This window comes from Sphingobacterium kitahiroshimense, from assembly GCF_025961315.1.
In the GTDB taxonomy this organism is placed as follows: Bacteria; Bacteroidota; Bacteroidia; order Sphingobacteriales; family Sphingobacteriaceae; genus Sphingobacterium; species Sphingobacterium anhuiense.
In genome coordinates this window covers 5,564,652-5,590,452 of sequence record NZ_JAOQNK010000001.1, presented here as the reverse complement: position 1 = coordinate 5,590,452, position 25,801 = coordinate 5,564,652, and the positions used below count along the sequence as shown (strand labels likewise).

General features: G+C 36.2%; 27 protein-coding genes. 7 read left to right on the top strand and 20 right to left on the bottom strand.

The window, feature by feature from the left end:
* The 10 genes from M2265_RS23860 to M2265_RS23815 all read right to left on the bottom strand — a co-directional run bounded on the left by M2265_RS23860 (position 1) and on the right by M2265_RS23815 (position 6,646).
* Positions 1-204: a hypothetical protein gene (locus M2265_RS23860; protein WP_026357465.1), complete on the bottom strand. Its 204-nt coding sequence runs from the start codon at positions 202-204 to the stop codon at positions 1-3.
* A 4-nt stretch (positions 205-208) separates the two neighbouring features.
* Positions 209-415, bottom strand: a complete 207-nt coding sequence (locus tag M2265_RS23855) for a hypothetical protein (RefSeq protein WP_055133024.1) — start codon at positions 413-415, stop codon at positions 209-211.
* Positions 416-466: 51 nt separating this feature from the next.
* Complete coding sequence (locus tag M2265_RS23850; RefSeq protein ID WP_132772562.1) at positions 467-1,540, bottom strand: DUF932 domain-containing protein; 1,074 nt, start codon at positions 1,538-1,540, stop codon at positions 467-469.
* A 44-nt stretch (positions 1,541-1,584) separates the two neighbouring features.
* Positions 1,585-1,977 carry a single-stranded DNA-binding protein gene (locus M2265_RS23845; protein WP_055133026.1) on the bottom strand — a complete coding sequence of 131 codons (393 nt, stop codon included), beginning with the start codon at positions 1,975-1,977 and terminating at the stop codon, positions 1,585-1,587.
* A gap of 12 nt (positions 1,978-1,989) precedes the next feature.
* The gene (locus tag M2265_RS23840; RefSeq protein ID WP_132772560.1) at positions 1,990-2,187 is read right to left on the bottom strand and encodes a hypothetical protein; all 198 of its coding nucleotides are present in this window, start codon (positions 2,185-2,187) and stop codon (positions 1,990-1,992) included.
* A gap of 210 nt (positions 2,188-2,397) precedes the next feature.
* Positions 2,398-3,648, bottom strand: coding sequence for a site-specific integrase (locus tag M2265_RS23835; protein ID WP_264599368.1), 1,251 nt, complete (start codon positions 3,646-3,648; stop codon positions 2,398-2,400).
* A gap of 552 nt (positions 3,649-4,200) precedes the next feature.
* A complete protein-coding gene (locus M2265_RS23830) occupies positions 4,201-5,343 on the bottom strand; it encodes a glutathionylspermidine synthase family protein (RefSeq protein WP_132770117.1) in 1,143 nt (380 codons plus the stop codon).
* Complete coding sequence (locus tag M2265_RS23825) at positions 5,343-5,717, bottom strand: hypothetical protein (RefSeq protein WP_132770120.1); 375 nt, start codon at positions 5,715-5,717, stop codon at positions 5,343-5,345. The genes M2265_RS23830 and M2265_RS23825 overlap by 1 nt, the downstream gene beginning before the upstream one ends.
* Positions 5,718-5,719: 2 nt before the next feature.
* A complete protein-coding gene (locus tag M2265_RS23820) occupies positions 5,720-6,013 on the bottom strand; it encodes a hypothetical protein (RefSeq protein ID WP_021191215.1) in 294 nt (97 codons plus the stop codon).
* 141 nt (positions 6,014-6,154) lie between these two features.
* On the bottom strand, positions 6,155-6,646 hold the full coding sequence (locus M2265_RS23815; RefSeq protein ID WP_021191216.1) for a hypothetical protein: 492 nt from the start codon (positions 6,644-6,646) through the stop codon (positions 6,155-6,157).
* A gap of 86 nt (positions 6,647-6,732) precedes the next feature.
* On the opposite strand from M2265_RS23815, the gene M2265_RS23810 reads away from it, so the two are divergent.
* The 4 genes from M2265_RS23810 (at position 6,733) to M2265_RS23795 (ending at position 9,486) form a co-directional block, all read left to right on the top strand.
* Entirely contained in the window at positions 6,733-7,383 is a 651-nt protein-coding gene (locus M2265_RS23810; protein ID WP_132770122.1) for a YiiX/YebB-like N1pC/P60 family cysteine hydrolase, read from the top strand.
* A gap of 63 nt (positions 7,384-7,446) precedes the next feature.
* Positions 7,447-8,154, top strand: coding sequence for an FkbM family methyltransferase (locus M2265_RS23805; protein WP_132770124.1), 708 nt, complete (start codon positions 7,447-7,449; stop codon positions 8,152-8,154).
* Between the two features lie 24 nt (positions 8,155-8,178).
* Positions 8,179-8,760: a Crp/Fnr family transcriptional regulator gene (locus M2265_RS23800; RefSeq protein WP_132770126.1), complete on the top strand. Its 582-nt coding sequence runs from the start codon at positions 8,179-8,181 to the stop codon at positions 8,758-8,760.
* Between the two features lie 135 nt (positions 8,761-8,895).
* Positions 8,896-9,486: a YceI family protein gene (locus M2265_RS23795; RefSeq protein ID WP_132770128.1), complete on the top strand. Its 591-nt coding sequence runs from the start codon at positions 8,896-8,898 to the stop codon at positions 9,484-9,486.
* 49 nt (positions 9,487-9,535) lie between these two features.
* Here the strand turns inward: M2265_RS23795 and M2265_RS23790 are convergent, their stop codons facing one another.
* From M2265_RS23790 to M2265_RS23775, 4 genes are all read right to left on the bottom strand, one after another.
* Positions 9,536-10,324, bottom strand: coding sequence for an SDR family oxidoreductase (locus M2265_RS23790; protein WP_206368487.1), 789 nt, complete (start codon positions 10,322-10,324; stop codon positions 9,536-9,538).
* A gap of 31 nt (positions 10,325-10,355) precedes the next feature.
* Entirely contained in the window at positions 10,356-12,011 is a 1,656-nt protein-coding gene (locus M2265_RS23785) for an ABC1 kinase family protein (protein WP_132770130.1), read from the bottom strand.
* Between the two features lie 107 nt (positions 12,012-12,118).
* Complete coding sequence (locus tag M2265_RS23780; protein WP_132770132.1) at positions 12,119-12,760, bottom strand: hypothetical protein; 642 nt, start codon at positions 12,758-12,760, stop codon at positions 12,119-12,121.
* A complete protein-coding gene (locus M2265_RS23775; protein ID WP_021191223.1) occupies positions 12,750-13,256 on the bottom strand; it encodes an RNA polymerase sigma factor in 507 nt (168 codons plus the stop codon). The genes M2265_RS23780 and M2265_RS23775 overlap by 11 nt, the downstream gene beginning before the upstream one ends.
* 143 nt (positions 13,257-13,399) lie before the next feature.
* Between M2265_RS23775 and M2265_RS23770 the strand changes: the two genes are divergently transcribed.
* Complete coding sequence (locus M2265_RS23770; protein WP_132770134.1) at positions 13,400-13,840, top strand: acyl-CoA thioesterase; 441 nt, start codon at positions 13,400-13,402, stop codon at positions 13,838-13,840.
* Positions 13,841-13,890: 50 nt separating this feature from the next.
* Here M2265_RS23770 and M2265_RS23765 read toward each other — a convergent pair whose 3' ends face one another.
* Positions 13,891-14,334 (bottom strand): Hsp20/alpha crystallin family protein, encoded by a 444-nt coding sequence (locus M2265_RS23765; RefSeq protein WP_021191225.1) that lies wholly within the window; start codon positions 14,332-14,334, stop codon positions 13,891-13,893.
* Positions 14,335-14,706: 372 nt separating this feature from the next.
* On the opposite strand from M2265_RS23765, the gene M2265_RS23760 reads away from it, so the two are divergent.
* Positions 14,707-15,477, top strand: a complete 771-nt coding sequence (locus M2265_RS23760; protein ID WP_132770136.1) for a methyltransferase domain-containing protein — start codon at positions 14,707-14,709, stop codon at positions 15,475-15,477.
* Positions 15,478-15,516: 39 nt separating this feature from the next.
* Here the strand turns inward: M2265_RS23760 and M2265_RS23755 are convergent, their stop codons facing one another.
* Both M2265_RS23755 and M2265_RS23750 read right to left on the bottom strand, forming a co-directional pair.
* On the bottom strand, positions 15,517-16,143 hold the full coding sequence (locus M2265_RS23755) for a methyltransferase (protein ID WP_132770138.1): 627 nt from the start codon (positions 16,141-16,143) through the stop codon (positions 15,517-15,519).
* Between the two features lie 406 nt (positions 16,144-16,549).
* Positions 16,550-17,209 (bottom strand): DUF2625 family protein, encoded by a 660-nt coding sequence (locus M2265_RS23750; RefSeq protein ID WP_207902418.1) that lies wholly within the window; start codon positions 17,207-17,209, stop codon positions 16,550-16,552.
* Positions 17,210-18,221: 1,012 nt separating this feature from the next.
* On the opposite strand from M2265_RS23750, the gene M2265_RS23745 reads away from it, so the two are divergent.
* A complete protein-coding gene (locus tag M2265_RS23745; protein WP_132770140.1) occupies positions 18,222-19,202 on the top strand; it encodes a hypothetical protein in 981 nt (326 codons plus the stop codon).
* Positions 19,203-19,405: 203 nt separating this feature from the next.
* Here the strand turns inward: M2265_RS23745 and M2265_RS23740 are convergent, their stop codons facing one another.
* From M2265_RS23740 to M2265_RS23730, 3 genes are all read right to left on the bottom strand, one after another.
* The gene (locus tag M2265_RS23740; RefSeq protein WP_132770142.1) at positions 19,406-20,389 is read right to left on the bottom strand and encodes a DUF4973 domain-containing protein; all 984 of its coding nucleotides are present in this window, start codon (positions 20,387-20,389) and stop codon (positions 19,406-19,408) included.
* 188 nt (positions 20,390-20,577) lie between these two features.
* Positions 20,578-22,632: a RagB/SusD family nutrient uptake outer membrane protein gene (locus M2265_RS23735; protein WP_132770144.1), complete on the bottom strand. Its 2,055-nt coding sequence runs from the start codon at positions 22,630-22,632 to the stop codon at positions 20,578-20,580.
* An 11-nt stretch (positions 22,633-22,643) separates the two neighbouring features.
* On the bottom strand, positions 22,644-25,793 hold the full coding sequence (locus M2265_RS23730; RefSeq protein WP_243655411.1) for a SusC/RagA family TonB-linked outer membrane protein: 3,150 nt from the start codon (positions 25,791-25,793) through the stop codon (positions 22,644-22,646).
* Between the last annotated feature and the right edge of the window lie 8 nt (positions 25,794-25,801).

Genomic DNA, 25,801 nt, shown 5'->3' with positions numbered 1-25,801 from the left:
CTAAAATTTTAAAGTTTCGTCTAATCGTTTTTTGATTGTTGTCAGTTTCTCAAACATATCCGTCCAATAGGCTTTTAGCTTTTTGTCGAACTCTGAAAAACTTTTGTCCTCGTGTCGGTACTCTTTATATTGCCTTGCCATTTTAATGGCTTCTTTAAGGTTCGTTATCTCAATGGGGCAACCGTTCAAATCTGTTACTTGCATAGCTTTATGAGTGTGGTTTTTCAGCGGTATAAACTCCATTTTCATAATAGCCAAATAGCTGTTCCCAAAGTCGTATTAGGCTATTGGTATCTACATAGAAATACTCGGTTCTACTGCAATAGATGATGTAAATAGCTTCGTCTTTGTATTGTGTTTCAAGGCTCTTGTCTTTAGCCATACTTTTTGCTTCCTCTATTGTTTTTGCTTTCATATCCGTTGTTTTATAAGGCTACCACCGATTAAGGCGGTAGCCTGTTGTTATTTAATTAAGGTTTAGGATTTCCGCACCATCTAAGGCAAAATCACTACACAATTCAAATGCTTTTTGTGATTTGAGTTGGGCAGTACCACCCAATACAATACTTTGCAACTTGGCTTCATCGTTCTTGTAATTTCTCACGTTCTGATAGTACCCTGTCACAGCATTATACGCTCCGAACAACGTGCCTTTGGTAGTGTCCATTTGCTGTGTATCGCTTATCATCGCATAAGCAAAAGCATCCTCAACGGTGTTTTTGAACACGGTGGAAATTTCATCATCCGCACCTTTTTTGATTAGGTCAAGCGTTTCTTTATTTGGGCAAAGTGCCAACTGTATTAGCTTTCTTACCTCTCGGTCTGTTACCTTTACTTTTGCCCATTCGTTGAAAATGCCCTCTAATTGGTTGCTCAATGTGTTGGCAAGTCCCATAATCTTGTGAGCATTCTCGATACGTTGTTTTGCCCCCGAAGTGTGCTTGATACGGACTACATTGGTCATACTGCGTAACGAAGCGTTTAAGGTGTTTTGACAAACAATTCTGATAGGCGTAAATGCGGCTGTAATACTTCCGCTACCATCGTGCGAAGTGGTTAGGAAAATGTACTTTTCTGTTACATCATCGCCATTACCTACACGGATATAGTCGGGCAATTTGGCTGTGATAAAAATGCGTTCTCCGTTGCCTAACGCTCCTGCGGTTTCGTATAAAATCCCCTCGCCACCACCTACAATAGCATCAAAGAAATTAAAGGCTTCACGGTTTTGTACTATGTGGTAATCCTTGCCGACTACGCCCAATACTGCGTTGTTATCGGTGCGTATGTTGGCGAAATAGTTAGGTACTTCCAATTCGCTACTGCCTATCTCTATGCCGTTGGCAGTTTCGATAATGCCCGAACCTTTTGTAAATAGTGGGGATTTTATGACTTCGTAATCTAACCCTGCGTATTTGATAGCTTCCTCGCTTGTCGGGTATTGCTCCACGATTTGCCCCAAGTTGTGCCACGCTTTTTTTTGAACGCTGAAAAATGAATAACGCCCTGTTCTCTCGTTGAAATTGATATTATGTGCCATAATGCTTAAAATTTTGATGTTAAAAAATGATTGAATACTCGTTGTTAAAATGGGAGGTCGTCATCTACTCCCTGTGTTGTAAATCCGTTGCTTTCAGATTGTGCAGTAGCCTGTATGGTTTCGGCTCTCCTGCCTCCTGCAAGCGGTTTGAAGTCAGAGGTATGAAAGTTCAAACCTGCCTTTGCTTCTCCGTCTTTGCCTACCCACGCTCTTGTGCTTACCCTGCCAGTCACTTCTACCAATAGACCTTTGGTGAGTATCTTCACTGCGTTCGGGGTTCTCCAATATGAGCAGTCGAAATAGGCGGTTTGCTCCACTCGTTCGCCCTGTTTGGTTTTGTAGCTGTCGTTTACCGCTACTGAAAAGTTTACTACTTGTTTTCCGTTTGACGTTGTGCGTACTTCCGCATCCCTTGTCAGTCTTCCTGTGATGTTCATAATCGTCCTGTTTTAAAAGTTGTACATTTTGTTACGTTCGCTTTTCTCGTTTCCTGCTTCCTGTTGTGGTTTGCTCCGCTTCGCTTCGCATAATTTTTTCCAAAAGAAAAACCGGAAAAAAGAAAGCAGATAATCCAAGCGGGCAACAGCGAAGACCAAGAAAAAAAATGATTTAATGGGGGTTCCTTTAGGGGGAAACCGTTCATTCATTTTTTTTATTGGTGGGTGGGTGCGGTGGCTGCCCGCTATAACTTAGCTGCCTTTTTACCGGTTGATTGTGGAAATATTCTGTTCTAATTTTTATGGAATAAATGACCAGGCTATGAGAGCCTGAAATAGAGGTTGGAATAATCGAAAAGTAAGGGCATAAAAAAAGCAGAACCGTTAAGTTCTGCTCTGTAGTGAAGTAATAAAAGTTAATCAGATTGCGGCTAAAAATGCTTCTTCCATAGCCTGAAATTTTGGGGCAACTAAATCCATATCCTTACTGATTTTTTGGCTTGTGATTTTGGCGTAAATCTGTGTGGTGGAAATATTTTTATGCCCCATCATTTTGCTAAGGCTTTCAAGCGGTACGCCCTCGGTCAAAAACATTGTGGCGAATGTGTGACGGGCGGTGTGGAATGTAACTTTCTGTTCTGTAACAATACTCGCTTCCTCAATAAGTTTACCTATATGCGTGTTGCAAGTCGCATTGGATGGCATTGGGAATACAAAATCATTTCTTGTAACTCCACGATATTTCTCAATGATGCGTTTGGGGATTTCCAAAAGACGGACGTTGGAGGCAACATCTGATTTCTTCCTCCTGCTGATTATCCATTGGTGTCCATCAAAGAAAGACTGGATATTGCTCCATTTCAGTTTCTTAATATCAATGTAAGAAAGCCCTGTAAAGCAACTGAAAATAAAAAGGTCTTTTACAAGTTCATATCGGGGCTTAGATGGTTTCAGGAGCATTAAAGTTTCCACATCCTCTTTTAAAAGGTAGCTGCGGTCGGTTTCTTCCATACTGATTTCATAATCTTCAAAAGGATTATCCCGTATCAAGCCTTTCTTGATAGCCAATTCTGCCAAAGCAATAACTGGCATTGTGTAAACCCAAACCGTATTATGGGTACATTCCTTATCAATGCGAAGAAAGAAATCAAACTCACGGATAAAATCAGAAGTGAGTTCTCGGAAAGCCATATCGTCACGATGGTAACGCTCCCTTATAAATTCGCTAAGGTGATTGTAAACAGTGTTGTACTTGCTATATGTGCTTTGAGAGCGTTTTCCCTTAGCGACCATTTTTTCAAAGTCTTCGTTTTGGTCTTTAAAGACTTTTAGTATGGCATCTTCCATTACACCAACACCTAAAAACGAGAGCTTTACTTTTTGGGCGGTTGCAAACCCCTCGTGCTTCAGCATATCTTCGTAAATCTTGTCGATACGTCCACGTATGTTATCCAATTTTTGGTTAACGCTCAAAGCGGTGGCACTCTTTCCCTCAACTCTTCCGTATTTTAAATCCCAATTATTAGGATTGATTTCTAACTTTGTTCCGAAAGTTTTAGGTGTTCCATCAATGGTAATACGTGCCATAATTGGTGCATTACCGTTCTTTTTCAGTTCGTTCTTTTTCAGGTAGAAAAGCAGTTTGAACGTGGACTTTTTTGTCTGTTCCATAACTCAAATGTTTAATGTTTAAAATTAAATTACATTGAGTTACAAGGGAATATAAAAATGGGTGCAAAAGACTGAAATATAATCAGTTAAGCTATATCATTACCGTTATCAATCGGTAACGAATTAGTAACCTAACCTTGTGTTTTCACGACCAAAACCTATCAGACACCGAGTTCCAAACTAAGACTACTGTTTTATAAAGCATTGTATAGCAACGGGTTTAATCGTTTTGCTTATTTTTGCTTTTTACTAATCTTTTTTTATCAAAAAAAGTAATTTTAATATATTGCTAATATAAATAGATGTATCCTTATCATAATAAAATAAAACAGCGTATTGCTAATGGAGAATTCATTACATATGAGTATGTACCGAAGTACAAACAAATTGCACCATGCATGTTGCTATACTTTAAAACTGAACCGTACATTCGGCCGATAAGAGAACATCGGTTCCAAGAATATGAACAAATATTCCGGACTTTAAAGCAGGAATTAGAATGTCCAAAAAGTAAATAGTCTATTTGGGATAAAAAGGACCATCAATTTTTGATCAATGCTTAATGATATGCGGAACAAATCGACTCTTATCCGTGGTGATGGGCATAGTCGATTCTCTAAAACTTATACCACACGGTTCCTGTCCAATAATCCAGCTGCCTATGATAGAAAAACCCGATTCTTCTTTATGAAGTGTGGCCAGCTCTTGATAAATATACCCTTCATGTCCATATGCACCAGATGTTGAATAAATGAGCTCCTTATCATAATACATTGCGATATTAGCACCCTCCCTGGATAGAATAGGTTTTTTAATGTAATTCCTAAGTGTTCTCTGCTCTTCAAAATAAGCTGGCAATAAGTTATCATGATGCGGAAACAAATCCCATAATATGGGTAAAATAGCTTTGTTAGACAGTATCATTTTCCATGAAGGCTCTATCCATTGAGTTTTATTGATATCATTGAGAATATGGTGCCCAAACTCCTCATGTACCATCCATTCCCAAGGATACAATTTAAATATAGATTGGATCGAGTCACCCTCTAAATCAATAAATGAATTTCCATTCCAACCGATATCGTCGATGTAGATCAATTGTGTTTGGATGCCAGCTTGTGTGGCCGTATCTCTTAAATATTCTACATTGGTCAGATCCTCCAATGTCTCCTTTGCACAAGTGAAATACAAAATATCACCTTTGAGATAAGGTTTAATATCTTTCCAAGAAGTGATCAATTGCTCATGTACGCTATTAAACTGATCGACTGATTCTGAAAAATAATGGTTTTTCCAATACCACTGGACAATGCCACACTCAAATAAAGAAGTCGGTGTATCCGCATTAAACTCCAGTAACTTTAATTTTCTTTTACTGCTATCATAAGCAAAATCAAAACGACCATAAATTGAAGGAGATTCACTTTCCCACGACTGTTCGATATGAGGTACCATATGATCGGGAATATGAAATAAAGCGTAAAGCTTATTTGCAATCACATGTTCAACTGCTTTTAGACACATATCCCAAACCTCAGCTGTTGCTTGATAAATAGTGTCTGCTTCATTACTAGTGATTTCGTAGTAATAATTATCTATCCAGTAAGGTTCATCATGATCCGAATGATAACCATATCCAATAGCCGTTAATCTAGATTTCCAATTTGGATCAATCGTAAGATGTTTAATTTTCATTATGAACCGACAGAAGAAGAGTGGGAAGAAGCAGCAGTATTGCCAAAACCACCTCGCTTTGCTTGATATGCAGCAGATTTTTTAGCATTAGTACCAGAAACAGAACTGGGATTTAGATTATTGTTCGCATATCCCATTCCTCCCCCAAGATGTCTAAAGGCCATAAACCACAAAAGAGAAGACCCCATACCTCCTCCCGTACGATGCTGATCCTTATAATCATTTGTAACTTCTGTATAAGGAGCAGTAGAATCAGCACGCATAAAAACACGCTGTTTATTTTTATCCTCCGGAGGAGACTGAGCAGTTCCACATGAGGCCAAAACGGAAGTAATTAATACTAATTTAATCGCTGAAGATGTTTTTTTTCTCATAATTACTGTACGGTTACGTAAATAGGAACTTCACTAAGTGTTTGAGCAGAATCCCCAACACTCCAGGTATTCACTTTCTTTGCTGTAATGATCGTATCACTTTGAGAAGCAATTTGCTCTCCATTAAACCAGATATGCTGTTTAGTAATATGCAGGACTGAATCACCCTTCACTTCGGTCACTAAAACCACTTCACGAGCAGACTTTTTATCTAACTGCTCTAATGGCTTATCTTGTTGCGCATTGGAACAACTCATGAAAACCATGACTGGAAGTACGAATAAAATATATTTCATTTCAACGGAATTTAAACAAGAAGAATACTGCTAGCTATTCTGATAGCTTAGAAAATAATAGGGCAATTTACAAAAAACTAAATACAAAACATTAAAAAAACAGTACTTAGCGAACGTTTAAAACGATAGATAATGATTTGATTAAAATTCTTTATCGTATGTACGATTCCAATGTTTATTGCTGTCCAAAGGAGTTGGAATAACACGATACTCAAGGTTTATTCCATTTAATCTTCTTTTTTTGATCCGTTTATTTACTTCGTTAATAAAGGCAATATGGGTAATTCGGTAAGTTCCAAAACTTGTTCCTCTTATATCTTCTCTATCCAACAAATCCTCAACCAATTCAAAATTAAAAAAGCATCCTAAATAATCCTTCCAAAAGAAAATAGGATTGTCAATTTTATCCAAATAACTGTCTTCAGGATAACATAATTCACCATCCTCAACTTCAAAGTGGTCGGATAATACCTTATTTGTATGAGCTACAAATTCTTTCGCAACTTCTTCATCTTCGATTGGAAGAAATGAAATTACATCTTCCTCCTCTAAGCTATCAAACATCAAATGATTATTGAAGCAATGAATCAATTCGGGCAATAATTCCACCACATCATTATACATTTTTCCCATCTTGCAAAGATACAAACATTCTATCATTACATAATTATTTTTAGCTAATGATTCTATTTACATCAAATTGCATGTAAATTTATGCCATGAAAGCACAAAGAATATTCTTCAGCATCCTAGTTATACTTTTATCCCAACTTTGTTTTGCTCAAAAAGTTGAAACTAAAAACCTTAAAAATGGTGATCTTATCTTTGTAGAGGCGGAACAAGAAAATCTATCTGGAGCTATAAACCGTGTGACACAACGTGACAAAAAAAATTCTTTTGATCACATTGGACTCTTAGAAGTTGAGCATGATTCTATTTTTGTTTTACACGCAAGTTCCAAAAATGGATCCATACGTCAAAACTTAAAAGATTTTTATGATTCTCAAAAAAATAATCAAAACAATTTAGTCGTTTACAGACTAAAAAAAGAATATCAGAAAGCTATACCCCTAGCGATAAAAACTGCAAAAAATATGCTGGGAAAACCGTACAATTGGAGCTATATTTTAAATGAAAACACTTACTATTGTTCCGATTTTATCGAAAGAGCTTTTAGAAAATCTCAAATTTTTACCTTAGAGCCCATGACCTTCATCAATCCTGCTACGGGTGAAATAGACAACTTTTGGAAAGATTTTTATAACAAACAAGGACTGGAAGTTCCTGAAGGAAAACTAGGTTGCAATCCCAATGGATTGGCAGCGTCAGAAAAATTAACAAAAATCGGTTTTCTAACACCCTTAAATTAATTAGAATATCATTAAAATTAATTTTTATCGTAACTTACGACCACCATCAAACATACAAATTATATGAGTCCAAGCCTAATCAACACGTTGAAGAAGCAATATAAAATACTTTCTGGAAAAATATCATCATTCAAGATCGAACATAAATGTCCACATGTTTGGTACGGAAATTCTTATGGTGGATTTTTTGTCAATCCAGATCTGCTGCATCCCGATGCGATTGTATACTCTTTTGGAATAGGACAAGACACTTCTTTTGATGATGCCATTATACAAAAGCACAATTGCCATGTCCATGGCTATGACCCAACACCGAAATCAATTGAATGGATAGCGCAACGATCAGATCTATCTCCCAAATTTCATTTTCATCCGTTCGGATTGGACAAGGAAACCAGAATAACCCATTTCAATTTACCAAAAAACAAAGAGCATGTCTCCGGCTCCATCATTAACCATCAAAATGTTGATGAGAATAATATGGTAGAAGTACAAATGAAATCACTTATAGATATTGTATCTGAAAACAACCATAGCTACATCGATGTGCTAAAAATGGATATTGAAGGCTCAGAATATTGCGTCATAGAAAGTATTCTAAATTCATCCATCGAGATCCGCCAGATTTTATTAGAAATACACGAAAGATTTTTTGATAATGGAATTGAAAAAACAAAAGAGTTATTAAACTCTTTACATCAACATGGATACAAAGTCTTTGGGATTTCTGATACTTTAGAAGAAATTTCTTTTATTAAAGTCTCTAGTTAATATCATTTCAGAATTAATTATCTCATGGACATTTTCAAGGATTACATAAAAAAAAGAATAGCCGTTACAGAAGAACAACTTGAACAGATCACGTCTAGTTACACCCAAACACATGTAAAAAAAAAGAGCTTCATTCTGCGGGCAGGGGAAATATGCAATTTTGAAGGATTTGTAAAGAAAGGCTGTTTTAAAATTTTCTATTTGACTCCAAATGGAGAAGAACATATTTTATACTTCGCTATAGAAGAATGGTGGATATCAGATATTGCCAGCTTCAATGATCAAGAACCCGCTCAATTATATATTCAAGCTTTAGAAGATTCTGAAATACTAATAATCTCGAGAGAACAGAAAGAAAAACTCTTCACTAATTGTACTCAAGTAGAACGGCTATTCAGAATTATGTCCCAAAGAGCTCAAGTAGCATCACAACATCGCATCATTGCGGCTCTGGGATTTACGGCACAGGAGCGCTATCTGGATTTTATTAAACGTTATCCAAAAATATACCCCAGAATATCTAATTTGCAGCTCGCATCTTATATCGGAGTTACACAAGAGTTTTTAAGCCGATTAAAAAGGCAGATCCTAAAACCAAAAAAATAGTACATTTTATTGATGTAGGTCAATTTTTAAAACAGCATTATTCGTCATCTTTGTACAAGTTAATACAACAATTTATTTGTTTATCGACAAACATTTTGAACAAGATTACTGTTAAAAAAGATAAAAAGAAAGATTATGAATAATTTATTGAAAATTGTAGCAGCCACAGTCTTAATGATCAATGGCGCCTTAGCACAAGTAAAATGGAGTGCAGATCCTGCACATACAAACGCAAGATTTGATGTAAATCACTTAGGGATAAGCTTTGTCGATGGTGAATTCACGAAAGTATCCGGATCCATTGATGCTCCGAACAAAGAAAGTTTTGATAATGCAAAATTAGATTTCACGATTGATGTCAACAGTATTGACACACGAATAGATGCTCGTGACGGCCATTTAAAATCAGATGACTTTTTCAATGCAGAGAAATATCCAACAATGAAATTAAAATCTGTTTCTTTTAAACAAGGTAAAAAAGGAAAATATGTATTAATCGCCGATCTAACAATCAGAGATGTGACAAAGAAAGTTACTTTTGACGTTACTCAGAACGGAGGAATCATTACTGATCCTTGGGGAAAGACACGGGCTGGTTTCACTGCGAAAACTACTATTAATCGCTTTGATTTCGGAATGAAATATAATGATAAATTACCATCAGGGGTTGAAGCTGTCGCAGCAGATGTGGCTATCACAGTAAATACAGAAATCGTACTGAATTAAGAAAATAAACAGATAAAAGCCCTTAAGTAAATACTTAAGGGCTTTTATTTTAAAATCCATTCATCATGCCACCGTCAAGTGGAATATTGGATCCCGTGAGGTAGCTCGCATACTCAGAACAGATGAAGGCGACAAGATAACCGTACTCCTCGGGTCTGCCCAATCTATTCATGGGAACTTGCTTCAATCGCAAAGACAAAGCCTCTTCATACGGTATATCTAGACGCTCCGCATCCATCTGTGTCAATGATTGAATGCGCGCAGTATCAAATAGACCTGTCAATACACTGTTAACTGTTATATTATGAACGGCAACATCTTTCGCTAATGATTTGCTCCAGCTCATTAATGCCGTACGCACTGTGTTCGATAATACCAAATTTGACATTGGCTCTTTTACAGTTAACGAAGAAACATTAATGATACGCCCATAACCCGCACTTTTCATATGAGGTAATGCCAGATCTGTCGTATAACAGTGAGTCTTAAATAATAAGTCAAATGCCCGTTGATAGTCTGCTAATGATTGATCTGCAATAGTGCCGGCCTTCGGACCATTGGTATTATTAATCAATATATCAACAACATGATGAGTAAAATACTGGGATATTACACGTTGGTATTCTTCAAAATCATTAAAATCTACGACAAGATAACGGTGCTGCTGTCCTCTACTCCTATCTAATGTAGCAAGTGCAATTTTCAGCTTCTCTTCATTTCTAGCCATTAAAGTGACAGATGCACCATGTAAGGCTAATTGTTGTGCTATTGCGCAACCTATACCACCAGAACTGGCACCAACCAATGCTTCCTTATTTTCTAAATTTATTTGTATCATATTATTTTATATCATGTCTAACCTCTATTGACTAATCTCGATTTTTAGCACGTATCATAGCTATAAATAGATAAATCGATAAAGAAAAAGAAGTTCCTAAAAACACCCATGCCCAAACTGGAATTCCTAAAAATTTAGGCTCAACATGCGCGATAATAACCATACCTGCAAGCATATTCAAGGACAAAACCATAATTCCGATTACAATACGGTTAACGCCTTTTCTTAAGATCTGGGTAAATGACTTAGCACTGATCAAGTGGTGATTAAGCGTGAAATTTCCAAGCTTTATTTGCCTAAATAAGCCTCTAAGATCATCAGGAAGTTTTTCAATATCACGAACAAAAGAAAAAGCCTTATTCTTCCCTTTTTCAAATAAATATTTTGGATCCATTCGCTCCCGCATAATACGGTTTGCAAACGGTCTTATACTCTTCATAATATTCAAGTTTGGATTGAGTTGTCTGCCAATTCCCTCCATTAATGATATGCCTCGAATAAGCTGATAGATATATTCAGGAAAATAAAGACGGTTATCCCCAATGATCGTCCATAATTTATCAAATAATGACTCCAAACTTATATCTCCCAATGAGACGTTATCAATCAGATCAAAAATCTCATACAAAGAACGTTCAAATCTAGCACGATCAGGAATATTACTCACAACCGCCACATCTTCTATCGTATCAGCTAGATGCATCGCATTGGAAGAAACTGCCGCCTGGATAAACTCTTCTAAATTTTGTCGGTCTATACCTAACAATTTACCCATATTTCCAAAATCAATAAAAGCTAGTTTACCATTTGGAAGCACAAGTAAATTACCAGGATGAGGATCGCCATGAAAGAAACCATGTACGATCACCTGTTCTAAATAAAGATTGATGCCATTATCTACAATCTCCTCTAAATCAAGCCCCATAGACTGCAACTTCTCCTTATCCGTCACTTTAACACCGTCCATAAATTCCATTGTCAGGATACGATCAGAACTTATTTTCGGATAAACTTTAGGAACACTGATTTTGCTGTTGCCCTTAAAGTTTTTGGCGAAACGCTCTATGTTATGACGTTCATTTAACAGCGAAATTTCCTGAACCAAGGTGGTTGCAAAAGAGTCAACAATTAATGGTAAATTAAGGTTGTGCAAAGGTTCACTATAGCCTACCAAAATCCGGGCAATATCTCGCATTAAAGATAAATCCGTTTTCAGAATCTCATCGACTTGAGGCCTACGAACTTTAACAACAACATCTTTTCCATCCATGAGTTTCGCCTTATAAACCTGGGAAATAGAAGCGGCGGCAAAAGGTTCTGGATCAATAGAAGCGAAATGATCATCAAAAATAATATCCAGTTCCTCTTCAATATAACTTTTGATATCAATGCTAAATGGATCAACACGATCTTCCAAAAACTTCAATTCTTCAATAAGCTCTTGTGGCAATAAACCCTCGCGTGTAGAGGCAGACTGCCCAAGCTTAACAAATGCTGGCCCCAACTCTTCCAAGGCCATTCGAATACGTCTGTAAACGGAAATATTCTCGACATCAACACCTATTTCTAAAGAAGTTTTACCGGTATTCCAGGGGAGTCTGTTTAAGATATCGCGAAATCCATATTTAGCAAGTACGCTAATGATATGAGAACTACGCTGTATTTTTTTAGCTGAATGCTGCATCATAACCTTTTATTCGATTAGATCATCAAGATACAAAAACCTTGCCCACAAATCGAATTGAGAAACTCTTTTAAAGATTGATAACTCAAAATAAAACAGTTTTATTACAATTACTCTTCCTCTAGGGCATCGATATTTTTTTTGATCATTTTCAAATATTTGCCATAGTAGTAATAACTCATAGACTCAATACAAACAACCAAACAAATCAAACCTGCAAAAACCCCAAGAATAAAAAATATGATAAACGAGGAATCATTTTCCCAAGTAGCACCAAAATGATAAATCTTATCTGCCCACTCCGCAGAATGACCTAAAGAGAAAAATATGAAACAAATAAGAATTCCCTGAGGAACTAATAAATAAGAAGACATTTTATAAGTTTCAATCGAAAATTTTAAATCGTAATACAACTTTAACAGATTTTCACGGGAACTTAATAGTTCAAATTGCTTTGTGGTTTTATAAAAATAAAAAAACTTTTTATAGTAAAATAGACTGGATATGCACATTTGAAGTAATAAAAAGTAATAGGCAACTTTTGTATATCCTGTGATCATATAGGTATCAATGTTGGGCAATAACATCAAAAATGTAATTGCACACAACCATGAGAAAAATTCCATTTTAATATTTCTCCTCAGTTTCACAAGAATGCTACCAACGGATTTATAATGATTAAGATTTGGATCAATCTCAAAATTATTTTCCGCTTGATTATTCCATTGTTCTTTTAATTCATCAAAATTCATAACCTTGTGTTTTAATAATCTGTTGCAATTTTTCTTTGGTTCTGTTCAATTTAACACGTGCATTTACTTCAGAGATACCGAGATTAATAGAAATATCGCGATGACTTTGTCCTTCCAAAAACAGAAAGATTAATGCTTTCTCTACAGGATTCAGATGTTGAACTGCTTGATAGAAATAACGTAACTGCTCCTCTTTTCTTTCCGAATCAAATTCATCTACGACATCAATATCAACAGTAAGCTCATGCTGATCAGGCCGGCGTTTCTCCTTTTTGAAATACATGAGGGCAGTGTTAATTGCCACACGATACAGCCAGGTAGAAAATAAACTCTCCTTCCTAAAGGAGCCATAAGACCGCCATAACTGCATAACAATTTCCTGAAATAAATCCTGCTGATCCTCTAAGTTGTCCATATACATTCGAGACACCTTAATGATAGCACCTTTATTCTGCTCTATCTGTTTTAAAAATTGCTGTTCGTCTGGCTTTATCATTAATCGTGTAGCCTCTTAATGTAATTAAGTTTAATATACAGGATTAGTACCTCATTTTTGAAAATGTTACAGTCAATATTTAAAAAAAAGAATCTTTTGCATTTTATTCACTATTTTAGGTTGAAAACAAAAAATATCATCGTATGGATAAAATATTTTTTAAAGGTCAGGTATTATGGGCGCAGATTGATCCAAATCGGCATTTACGTCACTCCGCATATGCAGACTTCTGTGCACAAGCAAGAAGCAATATGTTAAATAAAATTGGATTATCTCTAGAGCAATTTGCTAAACATCACATAGGCCCCATCCTATTTAGAGAAGAGCTACTATATCATAGAGAAATTCATCTCGATGAAGAAATTTATGTTGAAGTAGAATTAACCAAATTCAATATTTCCAATAGCCGATTTTCTTTTAGGCATATCGTTTTTAAAGCAGATGGAACAAAAAGTGCTACCATTAATGTCGATGGTGCTTGGCTAGATTTAGAAAAAAGAAAATTAACATTCATTCCTCAAGAATGGAATCATTTTATGGATAAAATTCCTAAAGCGGACGATTACACAGAAATTTTAGAATAAAAAAAGCTTCAAGGAATTTACTCCTTGAAGCTTTTTTCAATAAACACATATTACTTAACTTCTATTAATCTTTTTGCTACAATAGCATCTTCTCTCTTGCCCACTGTCACTACTAAAACACCATCTTCGTAGACCGCGTCAATATTGCTGTGATCTACCGTTTCAGGCAATGCAAAAGATCTTGAAAAAGAAGTGTAATTAAACTCTCTTTTACTAAATAATTTCTCTTCACTTACTGACTCTTCTTTTTTCTCAGCAGATATAGTTATTATTTTTTTATCTACATTGATCTTAAAATCAGACTTCGTTAAACCTGGAGCAGCCAGCTCAATACGAAAAGCCTTTTCTGTCTCCGAAATGTTCACCGCCGGAACGCGGGAAATCAGACGATCCGAAATAAAAGAATCGTTAAACAAATTATCAAACACTGTACTTACAAATGGATTTACAGAATCAGTATTCAAGCTTTTTGTTGGAAATTTAATTAATGCCATTTTTTGTCCTCCTTTTATGTTTATACTTTATTTTTTATTAATCAATTTACATCAGTATTTCAATTCCCATACCAAAACATTAAAACAAAAAATACATAGACAAAATGTCTGAATAACTTATTTAAAGTTGACAATATGTCACTTTCGATATAAAGAAAGAAAATAACAAACTTAAAATCAAGCAATTTGAAAATAAAACTTTATTATCAAAAAAATATAAATTGTTTACACTTAGTTTTCAGCATAGAAAAATTGTAATTGATAGCGAAAAAAAAAGAAAAACAAAAGCTGAACATATAATTAGTGTTTATCAATCAAAATTTAGTTAAATTAGATTACAAAGATGTATTGACAATCATAACATAGAAAAATATGAAGTGGAATCCCCAAATTTACAATCAATTTAAAGATATACGCAATCAACCATTTTACGATTTAATCAATTTTATTACTGAAGAACCACAACAAAATTGTATCGATATTGGCTGTGGTACAGGTGAACAAACTTTTATCCTGTCCAACAAGTTAAAAAACGCGCAATTTCTAGGTGTTGATTCTTCAGAAGCGATGTTATCGGAGTCTTCACAATTTAAAAATGACAGATTAGCATTTAAAATAGCTACTACTAAGGATGTCCTCGATACAAAACAAAAATGGGACCTGATATTTAGCAATGCAGCATTACAGTGGTCTGATAACCATCAAACCTTATTTCCCGATCTTTTGTCGCTATTAAATCCCAATGGCCAAATTGCAATTCAAATGCCGATGCAATCGGATAATATCTTAAATCAAATTTTATTAACATTAGTGCAAGAACAGCCATTTAATGACTATCTCAGTGGATGGAAAAGAGAATCACCAATGTTATCAATAGATCAATATGCGGCAATTATGTATGACGCAGGATTGATAAATTTGCAAATTATTCAAAAAGTATATCCCATAATTGCACAAAGTTCACAAGAATTACTAAACTTTATTTCTGGCTCTGCTTTAATTCCTTATCTGGACAAACTACAGGAGGATCAAAAAGAAGAGTTTATTACGGTTTATAAAAGTCGTATCGAACAAAAATTTCCCAAATTTCCAGCCATATATGCCTTTAAACGACTGTTACTATATGGAAGAAAACCCGTGTAAGCTCTTATGCGCCTGCTCTCATAGAATTCCATAATTGGATTAAGGTTTTGAAAAATTAATAAAAATCTCTTTTCCTGCTCTTGGTGAAATACTATTGTAACACTTTTCCATTTTGTCGATGGAAAAAAAAGGTCTGAAAAGCTTTTCATAAGTAACAACATCACCTCCAAAAGGAGGCCCAGGTGCTTCAAATGCTTTATCAAAAAGTAAACCAACAATCCGACCCTGTGGTTTCAGCAAGGATAATACTTTTTGCACGTAATCGGCACGTCTTTCCGGTGCAATCGCACAAAAAAAAGTTTGTTCCAACAACAGATCATATTGTCTCTCGTGTTCAAAAAAATCTGTACAAAGAATCTTTATAGCAGGATATCCCGCAAATTTTTCAATCAATCCTTTAACTGCTTCTTCAGCAAAATCAATTAAAGTAATGTCAGTGAAATTATTCTCTAATAAGTAGACCGCTTCGTAGGCATTTCCGCAGCCCGCTATTAAAATTGCCGCATTTTTATTAGGGTATTGCGCCATATACGCGGTAATAGCCGGAGAAGCATAACCGATATCCCAACCGGTTTGATTGTTCTGCCACTTCGTATTCCAATAGTTTTGATCCAGGACAGGCTGTACTGTTTTAACTGGAAATTGTTTTTTAATCTTATTATTCATACACCTAATAATAAATAATGATCACTTAATACAACTGTTGAACATCTACGCTTACCTAATCAAAAGTCATATTTGTGCAATTTGAATAAATAAATTTAAAATAATTTTGCTTAGTGTAAAAATAACACTTATATTTGTGTCATCATAATTTAGGTTTATAATTGGTTATAAAGGTTTTCATTCTCCCCGTTTGAAAACCTTTTGTTTTTTAACAGAAAACCAAACTTATAACGTTAAAATTCACGTTTCAATTCCTTTAAACAAACATTTCATTCTATACTAAAATCGCTGGATAATTTTTTCACTACCTACTGTGTAATAACAAAATATCCAGCGACTAACTATGAAAGATCGAATCTTCACAAGAGCAATTATGCCGAAAAAGACTAATCACAATACGTTACGATTATATAGACTGCAATGCTAATTTGACATGTTCATCAATCAAAATTAGTCTTTTGCTCCTTCGTATATTATTATTCTTTTCAGGTACACTCAGATTGGGATCAAAAGAATACACTTGATTTCCTTCAACCGTTGCAACATCTGCTTTCCAACCATCCCATTGATAGTCTTGATAAAATAAACCAAGGTCTCCATTTAATGACCAATTAATGAAGTCTGCGTAACCGCATTCCAAACTTTCCCAACGCAAAGTATTTGGAGCAAAGTAATATATTTTACCTATCTCTTCCCCCAGCTCCCCAGCATTAATTGCAAAATATCCACCCAAAACATCATCAGCAATCAGTAAGAAGCCCCCTTTCTCTCCTTCATTGACATAGGTCTTACCTTTATTCCACTCCATCATACCTCTATTCAGCTTTGTGGAACCCGAACCTAAGATACGTAACCATCCATTTTCAATTAGAATACCCCCTGTTTCAAAAACAATAGCCCCCATCGGCGATTTAGTTGAAATCTGCAAGCGTAACAACTCCTCATCAGCTCGCTTAGAAACTCTTGGCAAAGTTTCAAAGGTATTCTTTGAATTTTCCATCCACTTTTGTACAAGTGCCCAACCAAATCGATCCTTATTTATTAAATCTTTTAATGTTTTCATCATCTAATCTTTTAAAAAAAACATACGGTGATGATAAATACATTATAACCTCCAATATTTTTCACTTATTATATTTTCAACTATTACTGATATGATAACCCCACTTTACCTTCATTGAATATAATTCAAATGGTACTATAATAAAACAGGGTAAAAAGTAATAGTGCGCATTTTTCTCCATCAATAACGTATAAGATGCTTTATGCTAAGCATAATATTCAATCTGTTTTCAAAATAGCAAGCAATACCTTATCCCAAAATCAAACAAAGAAAACGCTACTGCAAAGAAATAAAAAAGAAACGAATAACCCGTAAAAATTAAGGTTAAATCAAAATAGGATACAATTCGAAAAAAATATTAAAAAAAATTTGTCTTAGTGTACAAATAACACTATATTTGTGTCATCATAATTTAGGTTTATAATTGGTTATAAAGGTTTTCATTCTCCCCGTTTGAAAACCTTTTGTTTTTTAACAAAAAAACAACTTACCAATTCATACTTAGACTAAGAAGACAAGTCAATATTCTATTACCCCTACCATCATACTGTTCTCCATTCAAAAGAAAATACTGAAAAAACAGGAGCCTTTCGGAGCTAATTTTCCTACTTCTAGATTTCCGTATTATTTCTCTTCAAAAGTATTTAGCCAGACTTATCAATTGAAGTAATACATACACAATAAATATCCTAAACTTAAGTTCAACTTGATTAAAAATACAATAGAGGAACTGGAAAAAGACTGGTTATACTGGATCTATATCAAATAAGCATAGGACTTCTATGGACTTATTAATATTTTGGTAGGCGGAGAGATCAAGGAATCAGAATAATTAGCATCCATGACAAATTATTATTTTAAAATTCATACAACCTTAAAATTCAATTCTTATATTTCCATAATAATAAAGGATACCTATCTTTACTTATCTAGAAACAAGTCAACGAGCACGATAAAACTAGATGATGAACAAAGCTTTTGAAATAGACAAAAACTAACCATAAATAGAAAAACTATGAAAATTCAAAAAATGGTATTAAAACTATCACTTTTGTTAAGTTTTATACTCACAACTGAGCTTGCAACCGCACAACTTGGAGGCTTTCTCAATAAAGTAGGAAAAGTAGCAACAAGTAAGGGCACACAAGCGCTAGGTTTGGACAAACTACTCAAAGAACCCGAAGCGATATCCACGAATTTTGAAGATGTAGATAGAAAAGGTGAGCAGATGCCAAGTTTTCAACAAGATGCAAATTATAAGCCATTACAGGAACTTCCCAGAAACGCCAAAGATGGTTATATTTTACAGGCTGGTCATTTCGAGATGACAAACAAAAGCTACTGCTTAAAAGCGGGCACTCATGCGCCATCATCGGGAGATGGTTATATGTATGCACCCACCTTAGGTAAGAAAAAAGAAGTTGTTACAGCCATACTTAAAAGTGCTGAACAACATCCCGAAGTAAAACAAAGCGATATTCAGATGCTCTTATGGACAATAATAGCTAAAACAAAATTTATCGATTACGCTGGCTCCGTAAAAGAAACAGCATTGACATTGCTAACACCTAAACAACTTTTGCAACTAGAAGGGGGCGCACTTGGAATTTTACCTTTTGATGCAATGGCTGCTGCCAAAGAACAATTGCCTGCATCGCTGCGCGCAGTCTTTGAAGCTGAAAATAATATTAGAAGCCTAGTTTCTTCAGGTAATTACTCCTATGAAGAATTTGAACAATATGCAATTTTGGCGGGTATGGCTATGCCAAGAACAGATACACCAAGTGGAATTTGGACATTACATCCTGATGGTTACTATATTCGTTATTTCCCTAGTGGATATAGCATAACCCGTATTCAAATTTATGTACCTGAAGAATTAATAAAACCAGGTAAAAAATTAATCTATGATGCGACAGACGATATCTCATGTCCTGCAAATAATGGTTCCCAACGTTTAGCGCAAACAAACGAACCGATTCAAAATCATGAATAATTGAACAACCAAATAAAAAAGCCAGACATGGTTACTGTTTCTCACAATATGATAAAAACGCAACCTTTAAAATTAACGGGCTAATATCTTCCATGATGTTAGCCCGTTAAAATAAAAAAAATGCGAAGTTTTTACGCTCCGCATTTTCCTACAAACTAAATCACCAAACTAGTTTTTCTGCGACACATCCGATCGTTCCTTCTTTACCATTCGATTGACTGATCTTCGTCAGGAATCTCGGTGTTCAATCGCCGTTGTAAAATCAATGACCCCGTAACCTTATATTTAATAGCAACATTTGGAACCATCGTATAGTCGGTAAATTGATAGTCAATATTATTGATAGCAATGTAGCGGTGCAGTAGATAAGGCCTTACCGCATCCATCTGCTCTGAAATAGTATAACTGGCATCTTTATTCACTTTGAAATTCATGTTGGCATTATCAGCACGAAAGCTGACCCCACCAGTTTCATTAAAAGTTGCATAAATTTTATATTTACCACGATCTTGTCGTTCTTCATCTATGTTTCCTGCATAAAAGAAAATCGTATTTTCATCAACGACATAACTCCGAATTTCACTTTTAACAATAGGAGTTTCGTTTTCATATCCCTCCATATTTGTTTTCAAAGCTGTACCGCTATAGGTTCCCGAGTAATTGTTAAAAGGATAGATACGCAATAAAGCTTTACGATAATGTTTTCGAGGATTAGCTTTGTATCCATTGGACGCATCGTCCAAGATCGTTAATGGGAGAACCCACTTATCGACCATGTCAATATTTTTAAGCGTGAAATCTATTGGCATTAAAGCAGTGCTTTCACCAGCTTTTATATGAACTGCTGGAATCATTGAAAAGTATTGACTCATAAGCTCCCGGTAATAAAAATCTTCCCTGTTTTGAAAACGTTCATAATTCAACACCTTCAATGTATCGGGATCCACACGAACTTGAACAGTCATATTTTTATCATTGATAGTCGATCCGCTAACGATCATAGGTAGCATGAAAGTCGTTTTCTGATCTCCTTTATACCGCACATAGATATTAGAAACACCCTCAATTGTCAAAGGTGCTTTAAATGACACAAAATTTTCAAATTGTTCATCTTTCCATTCATCATTGCAGCCGCTAAATAAGAACAGCAAAGAGAGTAACAAGAGTTGTATATATCTTTTTTTCATTGGACAATTTATTTTTATAAGTGTAAATTATAAAGGGCATACAAGAGTTTAGTAACACTCTTTTTTTTTAAAGGCATTTATTTTAAGTACTATATTATTTACGATCTAAAAGCATGCATCAACTAATTTTACAATATTCCATCACTGTGTTATACCGCTTAGCTCATATGCATAAGCATCACATATCTTTAATCATTGTAAGTCCATCCTGGATTTTGAGTCAATCTCTTATTACGTTTAAGCTCACTATGACTGATCGGCCAAAACCACATTTTATCCGCAAAGGTCGTTTTAAGTGTCCATATGGCTACTGGTCTATGAAAGAGATCTCGCTCCTTAACATTCATCAAAATATTACACCCATAAACTGGTAAAGCCTCCTCAACAGGCGCATCCATCCAACGACGTAAATCATAGTAACGCTGTCCCTCTCCCATCAATTCTATAAAACGTTCTCGTTTCAAAGTTTTTCTTAATTCCACTTTGCTAGTATACACCTGAGCAGGATAGTCTGGTACACCAGCACGAATACGAACCGGATGAGTACCACGCTGTATCTCTTTAATATCGCGACTGATCGCATAAGTTGTACCGCGCCACGAAGGAATATTATAGGAACCACTTAATTCATTTAATGCCTCGGCATAGACCAATAAAATATCAGCATAACGAATGGCAGGTTCAGCTTTTGAAATAACGCGTGACGCACTCCCCCCCTCGTAAGTGTCACTTGGATGAACAAATTTTTTCACTCCAAAACCCGTACGAAGCCAGTATGCATTGGATGAGTTGAAGCCATTACCCTTTGTATCATCGCGGTAATAAAACACTTGCTGATTGCGATTGCGTTCCAAGGTCTCATTCAGTAAAGTCCAGAAGCTACCATTATAAGCAACAGAAGCATAAAACCGAGGCTCTCGATTGGCATATTGCAAAGAAACACCTTCTCTCAATGGCCTATATTTACCTTTGCTATAATCATCAGCTGATACATAACCACTTAACCGGTTTGTTCCATTTCCACGTCCGATCTCACTATCTTTACCTGGAATATCTTTTCCGTCATTCATATAATATGCATCGACGAGCTTCTGTGTAAGACCATGCGTATTCCATCCGGTTGCAGAACGAGGCAACTGATGGATAACCATATCTGCTACGCTTTCACCATCTTGATTATTACCTCTAGTGAAAATAAGTTCCGGATTTCCTGAGGCTTGCAAAGTACCGTCAAACACTTGCGCATAGGATTTGGAAGGATCAATATTTGCCCAACCTTCCGGCCAGTTCTTTCCTGAAAAATTATTATCATTTGGCGGAACTACAGTTGCATCATCACCAGTTTCTTGGATTGGAACCCAATACAGCCGATATACGCCTAATTCAATCACATCTCGCGCAGCGGCTGCAGCCAGAGCCCATTTCTCATCTTGATAATCTACTGAAAGCAACCGCTTACCGACATCATCGACCAATCTCGCTGAAAAGGTTGACGTATTTCCGTTGGCTAATGGACTTGCCGCATACAGCAATACTTTAGCACGTGTGGCCAATGCGGCACCGCAACTAGGGCGAGCAGAACCATCCTGACCACGATTCATACCTAGCTTTTCCATTTCTTTAGCCGCCAATAATAGCTCATCAGCAATAAATTTAGCACACTCCTCATAGGTGCTGCGTGCTGTAGCAATGTCATCATAACTTTGTGTATAATCAATTCCTTCATCAGGTAACAATGGAATCGGACCGTATTTCCGCAAGAGTAACCAATAGAGGTAAGCTCTACCAAAACGAGCTTGCCCGCGATAATCTTCGATCTCAGCAGCAGTCATTTCTGTATTCATATACACATGATGAATAAAAGTAGTGGCATTGCGAATGCCCCGATAACACTGCGTCCAGCTACCTTGCTTATCATTTTCAGTATAAATCCCCATTTTGAACATATTATAGGATAGTTCGGTCTTTGAAGGATCAAAATCACGATCCCGATCACCATAATACATATCATCTGCAAAATTATGGGGCGTGAGCCCCTTGCTGGCAACGTCAACATTCTCTCCTTTAAACTCTTGGAAAACATGTGCTAACCACTCCTCTGTATATACTTTACTCTTAAAGACTTTTTCAATCGTGATCCGATCCTTAAAATATTGATCAGATTCCAGATAATTCTTTTTACAGGAGGAAATAAAAGTTGTGCACAGCACAAATAATAGCATGAAATATATCTTCTTTTGCATTTTTATTCAATTTATAGATTAACATTAATGCCTAACGTAAATGATTTCGGAAGCGGATAGTCTTCACCCCTAGGGCTCGCGAGTTCAGGATCCCAAAGCTTAAATTTTGACCAGGTCAACAAGTTACTTCCAACAAGAAAAATTCGAATGTTATTAGTCTTGATTCGATTAGCTAATGACTTAGGAATAGAGTAACCGATATCCAGCGTTTTAAGACGAAGATATTGACCATTTCTAAGCCAGTAGGTAGATTCTCTAAAATTGTTAGCGTTATAGCCATAACTTAAACGTGGATAGGAAGCATTTGGGTTTTCAGTCGCTGGATCTCCTGAAATATCCGCAGAAACCCAACGGTTATCGCCCATTACGCCTTTCATAACTTGCCCCCACTCGCCCTCACTGAATGCGTGCACAGTTTTTCCATAGGTGGAGAAAGTAGATTTTCCCGCTCCTTGAAAATGGACATTGAGATCAATCGCTTTCCAACTGATCGAAGCACCGATACCATAAATCAAATTTGGTCTTCTGGTAGCACCAATAGGTACACGGTCACCATCATCAATCACTCCATCACCATTAATATCTTTATATTTCAAGTCTCCAGGTTGATAATTTCCGAAAGTTTGATTCGGACTGTTGCGGATGTCATCATAATCTTTGAAGAGACCTAAAGCAACTAATCCTTTAGCCTGATCAACACGGAAACCGCGTTCATTCTGATAACCGTACACATTATTCTCTTCATCTTTTTCTAAAATGATATTCTTACTATAGGTAATATTACTTCTTGCAGTGATATTGAAAGCCCCTAACGTTTGCTTATATTCAAATCGACCATCGAAACCCCGTGACTGCACCGCGCCTACATTGGCACGAGGCGTACTTTCAAGTCCAACGATCGCAGGTAAAAATCTGCGTTCCATATATATACCTGTTCGCTCCTCATTGAAGAAATCAAGATTAGCAACAATCTTATCTTTAAAAAGTGAAATATCGAATCCTAGATTTTGTTTCGTTGCCATCTCCCAGGTCACATATGGAGACGCTACTTGCGCATATTTCATTCCTTGATAGTACCTATTGAAACCATAATCGGCCCATTGGTAACCCCCATCTGGTATCCTGTTACCTGCACCATCTAAAGCAAAACTTCCGTCACTATTCCTTCGCCAGATTTCTTCGATCGTATATAAATAAGGAAACCTTTCCTGATTATTACCTACTTTTAATTGATCATTACCGACGCGACCCCATGAATACCGGATCTTAAACATATTGACCCAATCGAAGTTTTCCTTGATAAAGGATTCCTCTGATACGTTCCAGGCTGCAGAAACTGCTGGAAAAAAACCATACTGCTGTCCAATAGCGAAATTTTCGGAACCGGTGTAACCAAAATTAAAATCGGTAATGTATCTATTTTTCCAATTATAGGTTACCCGTCCTGCGAGTGCTTGATTTCTTCTCGATATACCATTCTTAATATCATCACCAATGTTTACGGTTTTTACTAAGGCGTCACGCGTAAAACGGATTACCCCACCTATATTATGATCGCCAAAGCTTCGATCATAATTGAACATTAAATCCAGAAATTCACGTCTTTCTCCCTCAGCTCCACTCATTTGAAACATTTCACTGGGATTGGATACATGCGTAAAAATCAGATTTCCATTTTCATCGCGCGCACGTTCAGCACGCCATTGCTCAGGCCATTTACGACGGGATATATTACTTTTATTGTTGGTATCAAAACCGACGATTCCCCTAGCCCGAAGTCCTTTAGTAATGAAATCGAAATTTTGTTCTATAGATACATTTGTCTGGATACTATTGGTCCAATTCTCATTAAAGCCCGTCTGCGTAGCAACTACCCAGGGATTAGTCTGATTCCCTGTACCGATCGCTGGTACGTAACCATTCGAATACATAACAGGTGTACGGATGGGCGAATACCCAAAGAGTACCCCCCAGAAATCATCATCCCCCATTCCTGGGCTGTTTCGTTTATCTAACGATCCTGCAACACCAATTTTAGCTACCGTAGTTTTTGTGATATTAAAATCAGTATTCAAACGATAATTCCAACGTTTGTAATTTGCATTGGTATTATAATCATTACGCAATGTTTCATCGATCTTATACATCCCACCTTCTTCAACATAACTCCCTGAAGCAAAATAGCGCGCTGTGGGGCCACCGCCACTCATATTCAGATTGGCTCTATAGGTCATCGCACCATCTTTGAGTAACAGATCTTGCCAATCTACATTTGGATATAAATCTGGATCCAGTCCTAATCTCAAAATTTCTAATTCTTCAGGTTGATAAATGGGTGCCTGATTACGCGTGATCCGCGATTCGTTTAAGAGATTAGCGTAAGTGACTCCATCTTCAAATTGAGGAGTAATCGTTCGGGTATTATAAATTGTTTCATCTTTAAAATTGATATTAATTTTACCCTCCTTACCTCGTTTAGTCGTAATGAGAATAACTCCATTTGCACCTCTAGAACCATATATTGCAGTAACTGCAGCATCTTTGAGCACGGAGAAGGATTCAATGTCTTCAATATTGATATCGTTGATATTACGTTCAATATTATCAACCAAAACCAGTGCACCTGTGCCACCACCAAAAGTTGAAATACCGCGAATCCAGAATTCAGAAATATTTTTACCCGGTTGTCCAGATTGCATCATGGCCATCACACCCGGTACATTTCCTGCTAATGCATTGGATAAGCTCGAAGTTGGATTGGATTTCAAGTCATTGACATTTACACTGCTTACAGCTCCTGTAGAAGTCAATTGCTTTTGGGCACCAGTTCCTGTGATTACAACTTCGTCCAGAACACTTGTTTCTGATTTTTCCAATGCCATATTTATAACAAAGACATCTTTAATCAGCAGGTCTTGTTTAATATATCCGATATAAGAAAATGTTAATCTTTTATAGCGTTCTACTTTGATTTTATACCGACCATTATTATCGGTAACCGTACCTAATCCAGGTGAATCGGTTACAAAAATACTAACCCCTACTAAAGGTTGTTTTTGGGCGTCCGTGACGACACCAGTTACTTCGACGATCTCTTGAGCCAAAAGACTACAGGTGAAGCCGAACAGCAACATGCATATTATTAAGAATTTTTTCATCATTAAAACCA

Coding starts and splice junctions, on each gene's coding strand:
- M2265_RS23855 (WP_055133024.1), bottom strand. CDS start 415: ATGAAAGCAAAAACAATAGAGGAAGCAAAAAGTATGGCTAAAGACAAG.
- M2265_RS23730 (WP_243655411.1), bottom strand. CDS start 25,793: ATGATGAAAAAATTCTTAATAATATGCATGTTGCTGTTCGGCTTCACC.
- M2265_RS23850 (WP_132772562.1), bottom strand. CDS start 1,540: ATGGCACATAATATCAATTTCAACGAGAGAACAGGGCGTTATTCATTT.
- M2265_RS23755 (WP_132770138.1), bottom strand. CDS start 16,143: ATGAATAATAAGATTAAAAAACAATTTCCAGTTAAAACAGTACAGCCT.
- M2265_RS23750 (WP_207902418.1), bottom strand. CDS start 17,209: ATGATGAAAACATTAAAAGATTTAATAAATAAGGATCGATTTGGTTGG.
- M2265_RS23860 (WP_026357465.1), bottom strand. CDS start 204: ATGCAAGTAACAGATTTGAACGGTTGCCCCATTGAGATAACGAACCTT.
- M2265_RS23790 (WP_206368487.1), bottom strand. CDS start 10,324: ATGATACAAATAAATTTAGAAAATAAGGAAGCATTGGTTGGTGCCAGT.
- M2265_RS23745 (WP_132770140.1), top strand. CDS start 18,222: ATGAAAATTCAAAAAATGGTATTAAAACTATCACTTTTGTTAAGTTTT.
- M2265_RS23735 (WP_132770144.1), bottom strand. CDS start 22,632: ATGCAAAAGAAGATATATTTCATGCTATTATTTGTGCTGTGCACAACT.
- M2265_RS23805 (WP_132770124.1), top strand. CDS start 7,447: ATGAGTCCAAGCCTAATCAACACGTTGAAGAAGCAATATAAAATACTT.
- M2265_RS23785 (WP_132770130.1), bottom strand. CDS start 12,011: ATGATGCAGCATTCAGCTAAAAAAATACAGCGTAGTTCTCATATCATT.
- M2265_RS23780 (WP_132770132.1), bottom strand. CDS start 12,760: ATGAATTTTGATGAATTAAAAGAACAATGGAATAATCAAGCGGAAAAT.
- M2265_RS23825 (WP_132770120.1), bottom strand. CDS start 5,717: ATGAGAAAAAAAACATCTTCAGCGATTAAATTAGTATTAATTACTTCC.
- M2265_RS23760 (WP_132770136.1), top strand. CDS start 14,707: ATGAAGTGGAATCCCCAAATTTACAATCAATTTAAAGATATACGCAAT.
- M2265_RS23810 (WP_132770122.1), top strand. CDS start 6,733: ATGAAAGCACAAAGAATATTCTTCAGCATCCTAGTTATACTTTTATCC.
- M2265_RS23835 (WP_264599368.1), bottom strand. CDS start 3,648: ATGGAACAGACAAAAAAGTCCACGTTCAAACTGCTTTTCTACCTGAAA.
- M2265_RS23770 (WP_132770134.1), top strand. CDS start 13,400: ATGGATAAAATATTTTTTAAAGGTCAGGTATTATGGGCGCAGATTGAT.
- M2265_RS23840 (WP_132772560.1), bottom strand. CDS start 2,187: ATGAATGAACGGTTTCCCCCTAAAGGAACCCCCATTAAATCATTTTTT.
- M2265_RS23815 (WP_021191216.1), bottom strand. CDS start 6,646: ATGGGAAAAATGTATAATGATGTGGTGGAATTATTGCCCGAATTGATT.
- M2265_RS23830 (WP_132770117.1), bottom strand. CDS start 5,343: ATGAAAATTAAACATCTTACGATTGATCCAAATTGGAAATCTAGATTA.
- M2265_RS23775 (WP_021191223.1), bottom strand. CDS start 13,256: ATGATAAAGCCAGACGAACAGCAATTTTTAAAACAGATAGAGCAGAAT.
- M2265_RS23765 (WP_021191225.1), bottom strand. CDS start 14,334: ATGGCATTAATTAAATTTCCAACAAAAAGCTTGAATACTGATTCTGTA.
- M2265_RS23845 (WP_055133026.1), bottom strand. CDS start 1,977: ATGAACATCACAGGAAGACTGACAAGGGATGCGGAAGTACGCACAACG.
- M2265_RS23820 (WP_021191215.1), bottom strand. CDS start 6,013: ATGAAATATATTTTATTCGTACTTCCAGTCATGGTTTTCATGAGTTGT.
- M2265_RS23740 (WP_132770142.1), bottom strand. CDS start 20,389: ATGAAAAAAAGATATATACAACTCTTGTTACTCTCTTTGCTGTTCTTA.
- M2265_RS23800 (WP_132770126.1), top strand. CDS start 8,179: ATGGACATTTTCAAGGATTACATAAAAAAAAGAATAGCCGTTACAGAA.
- M2265_RS23795 (WP_132770128.1), top strand. CDS start 8,896: ATGAATAATTTATTGAAAATTGTAGCAGCCACAGTCTTAATGATCAAT.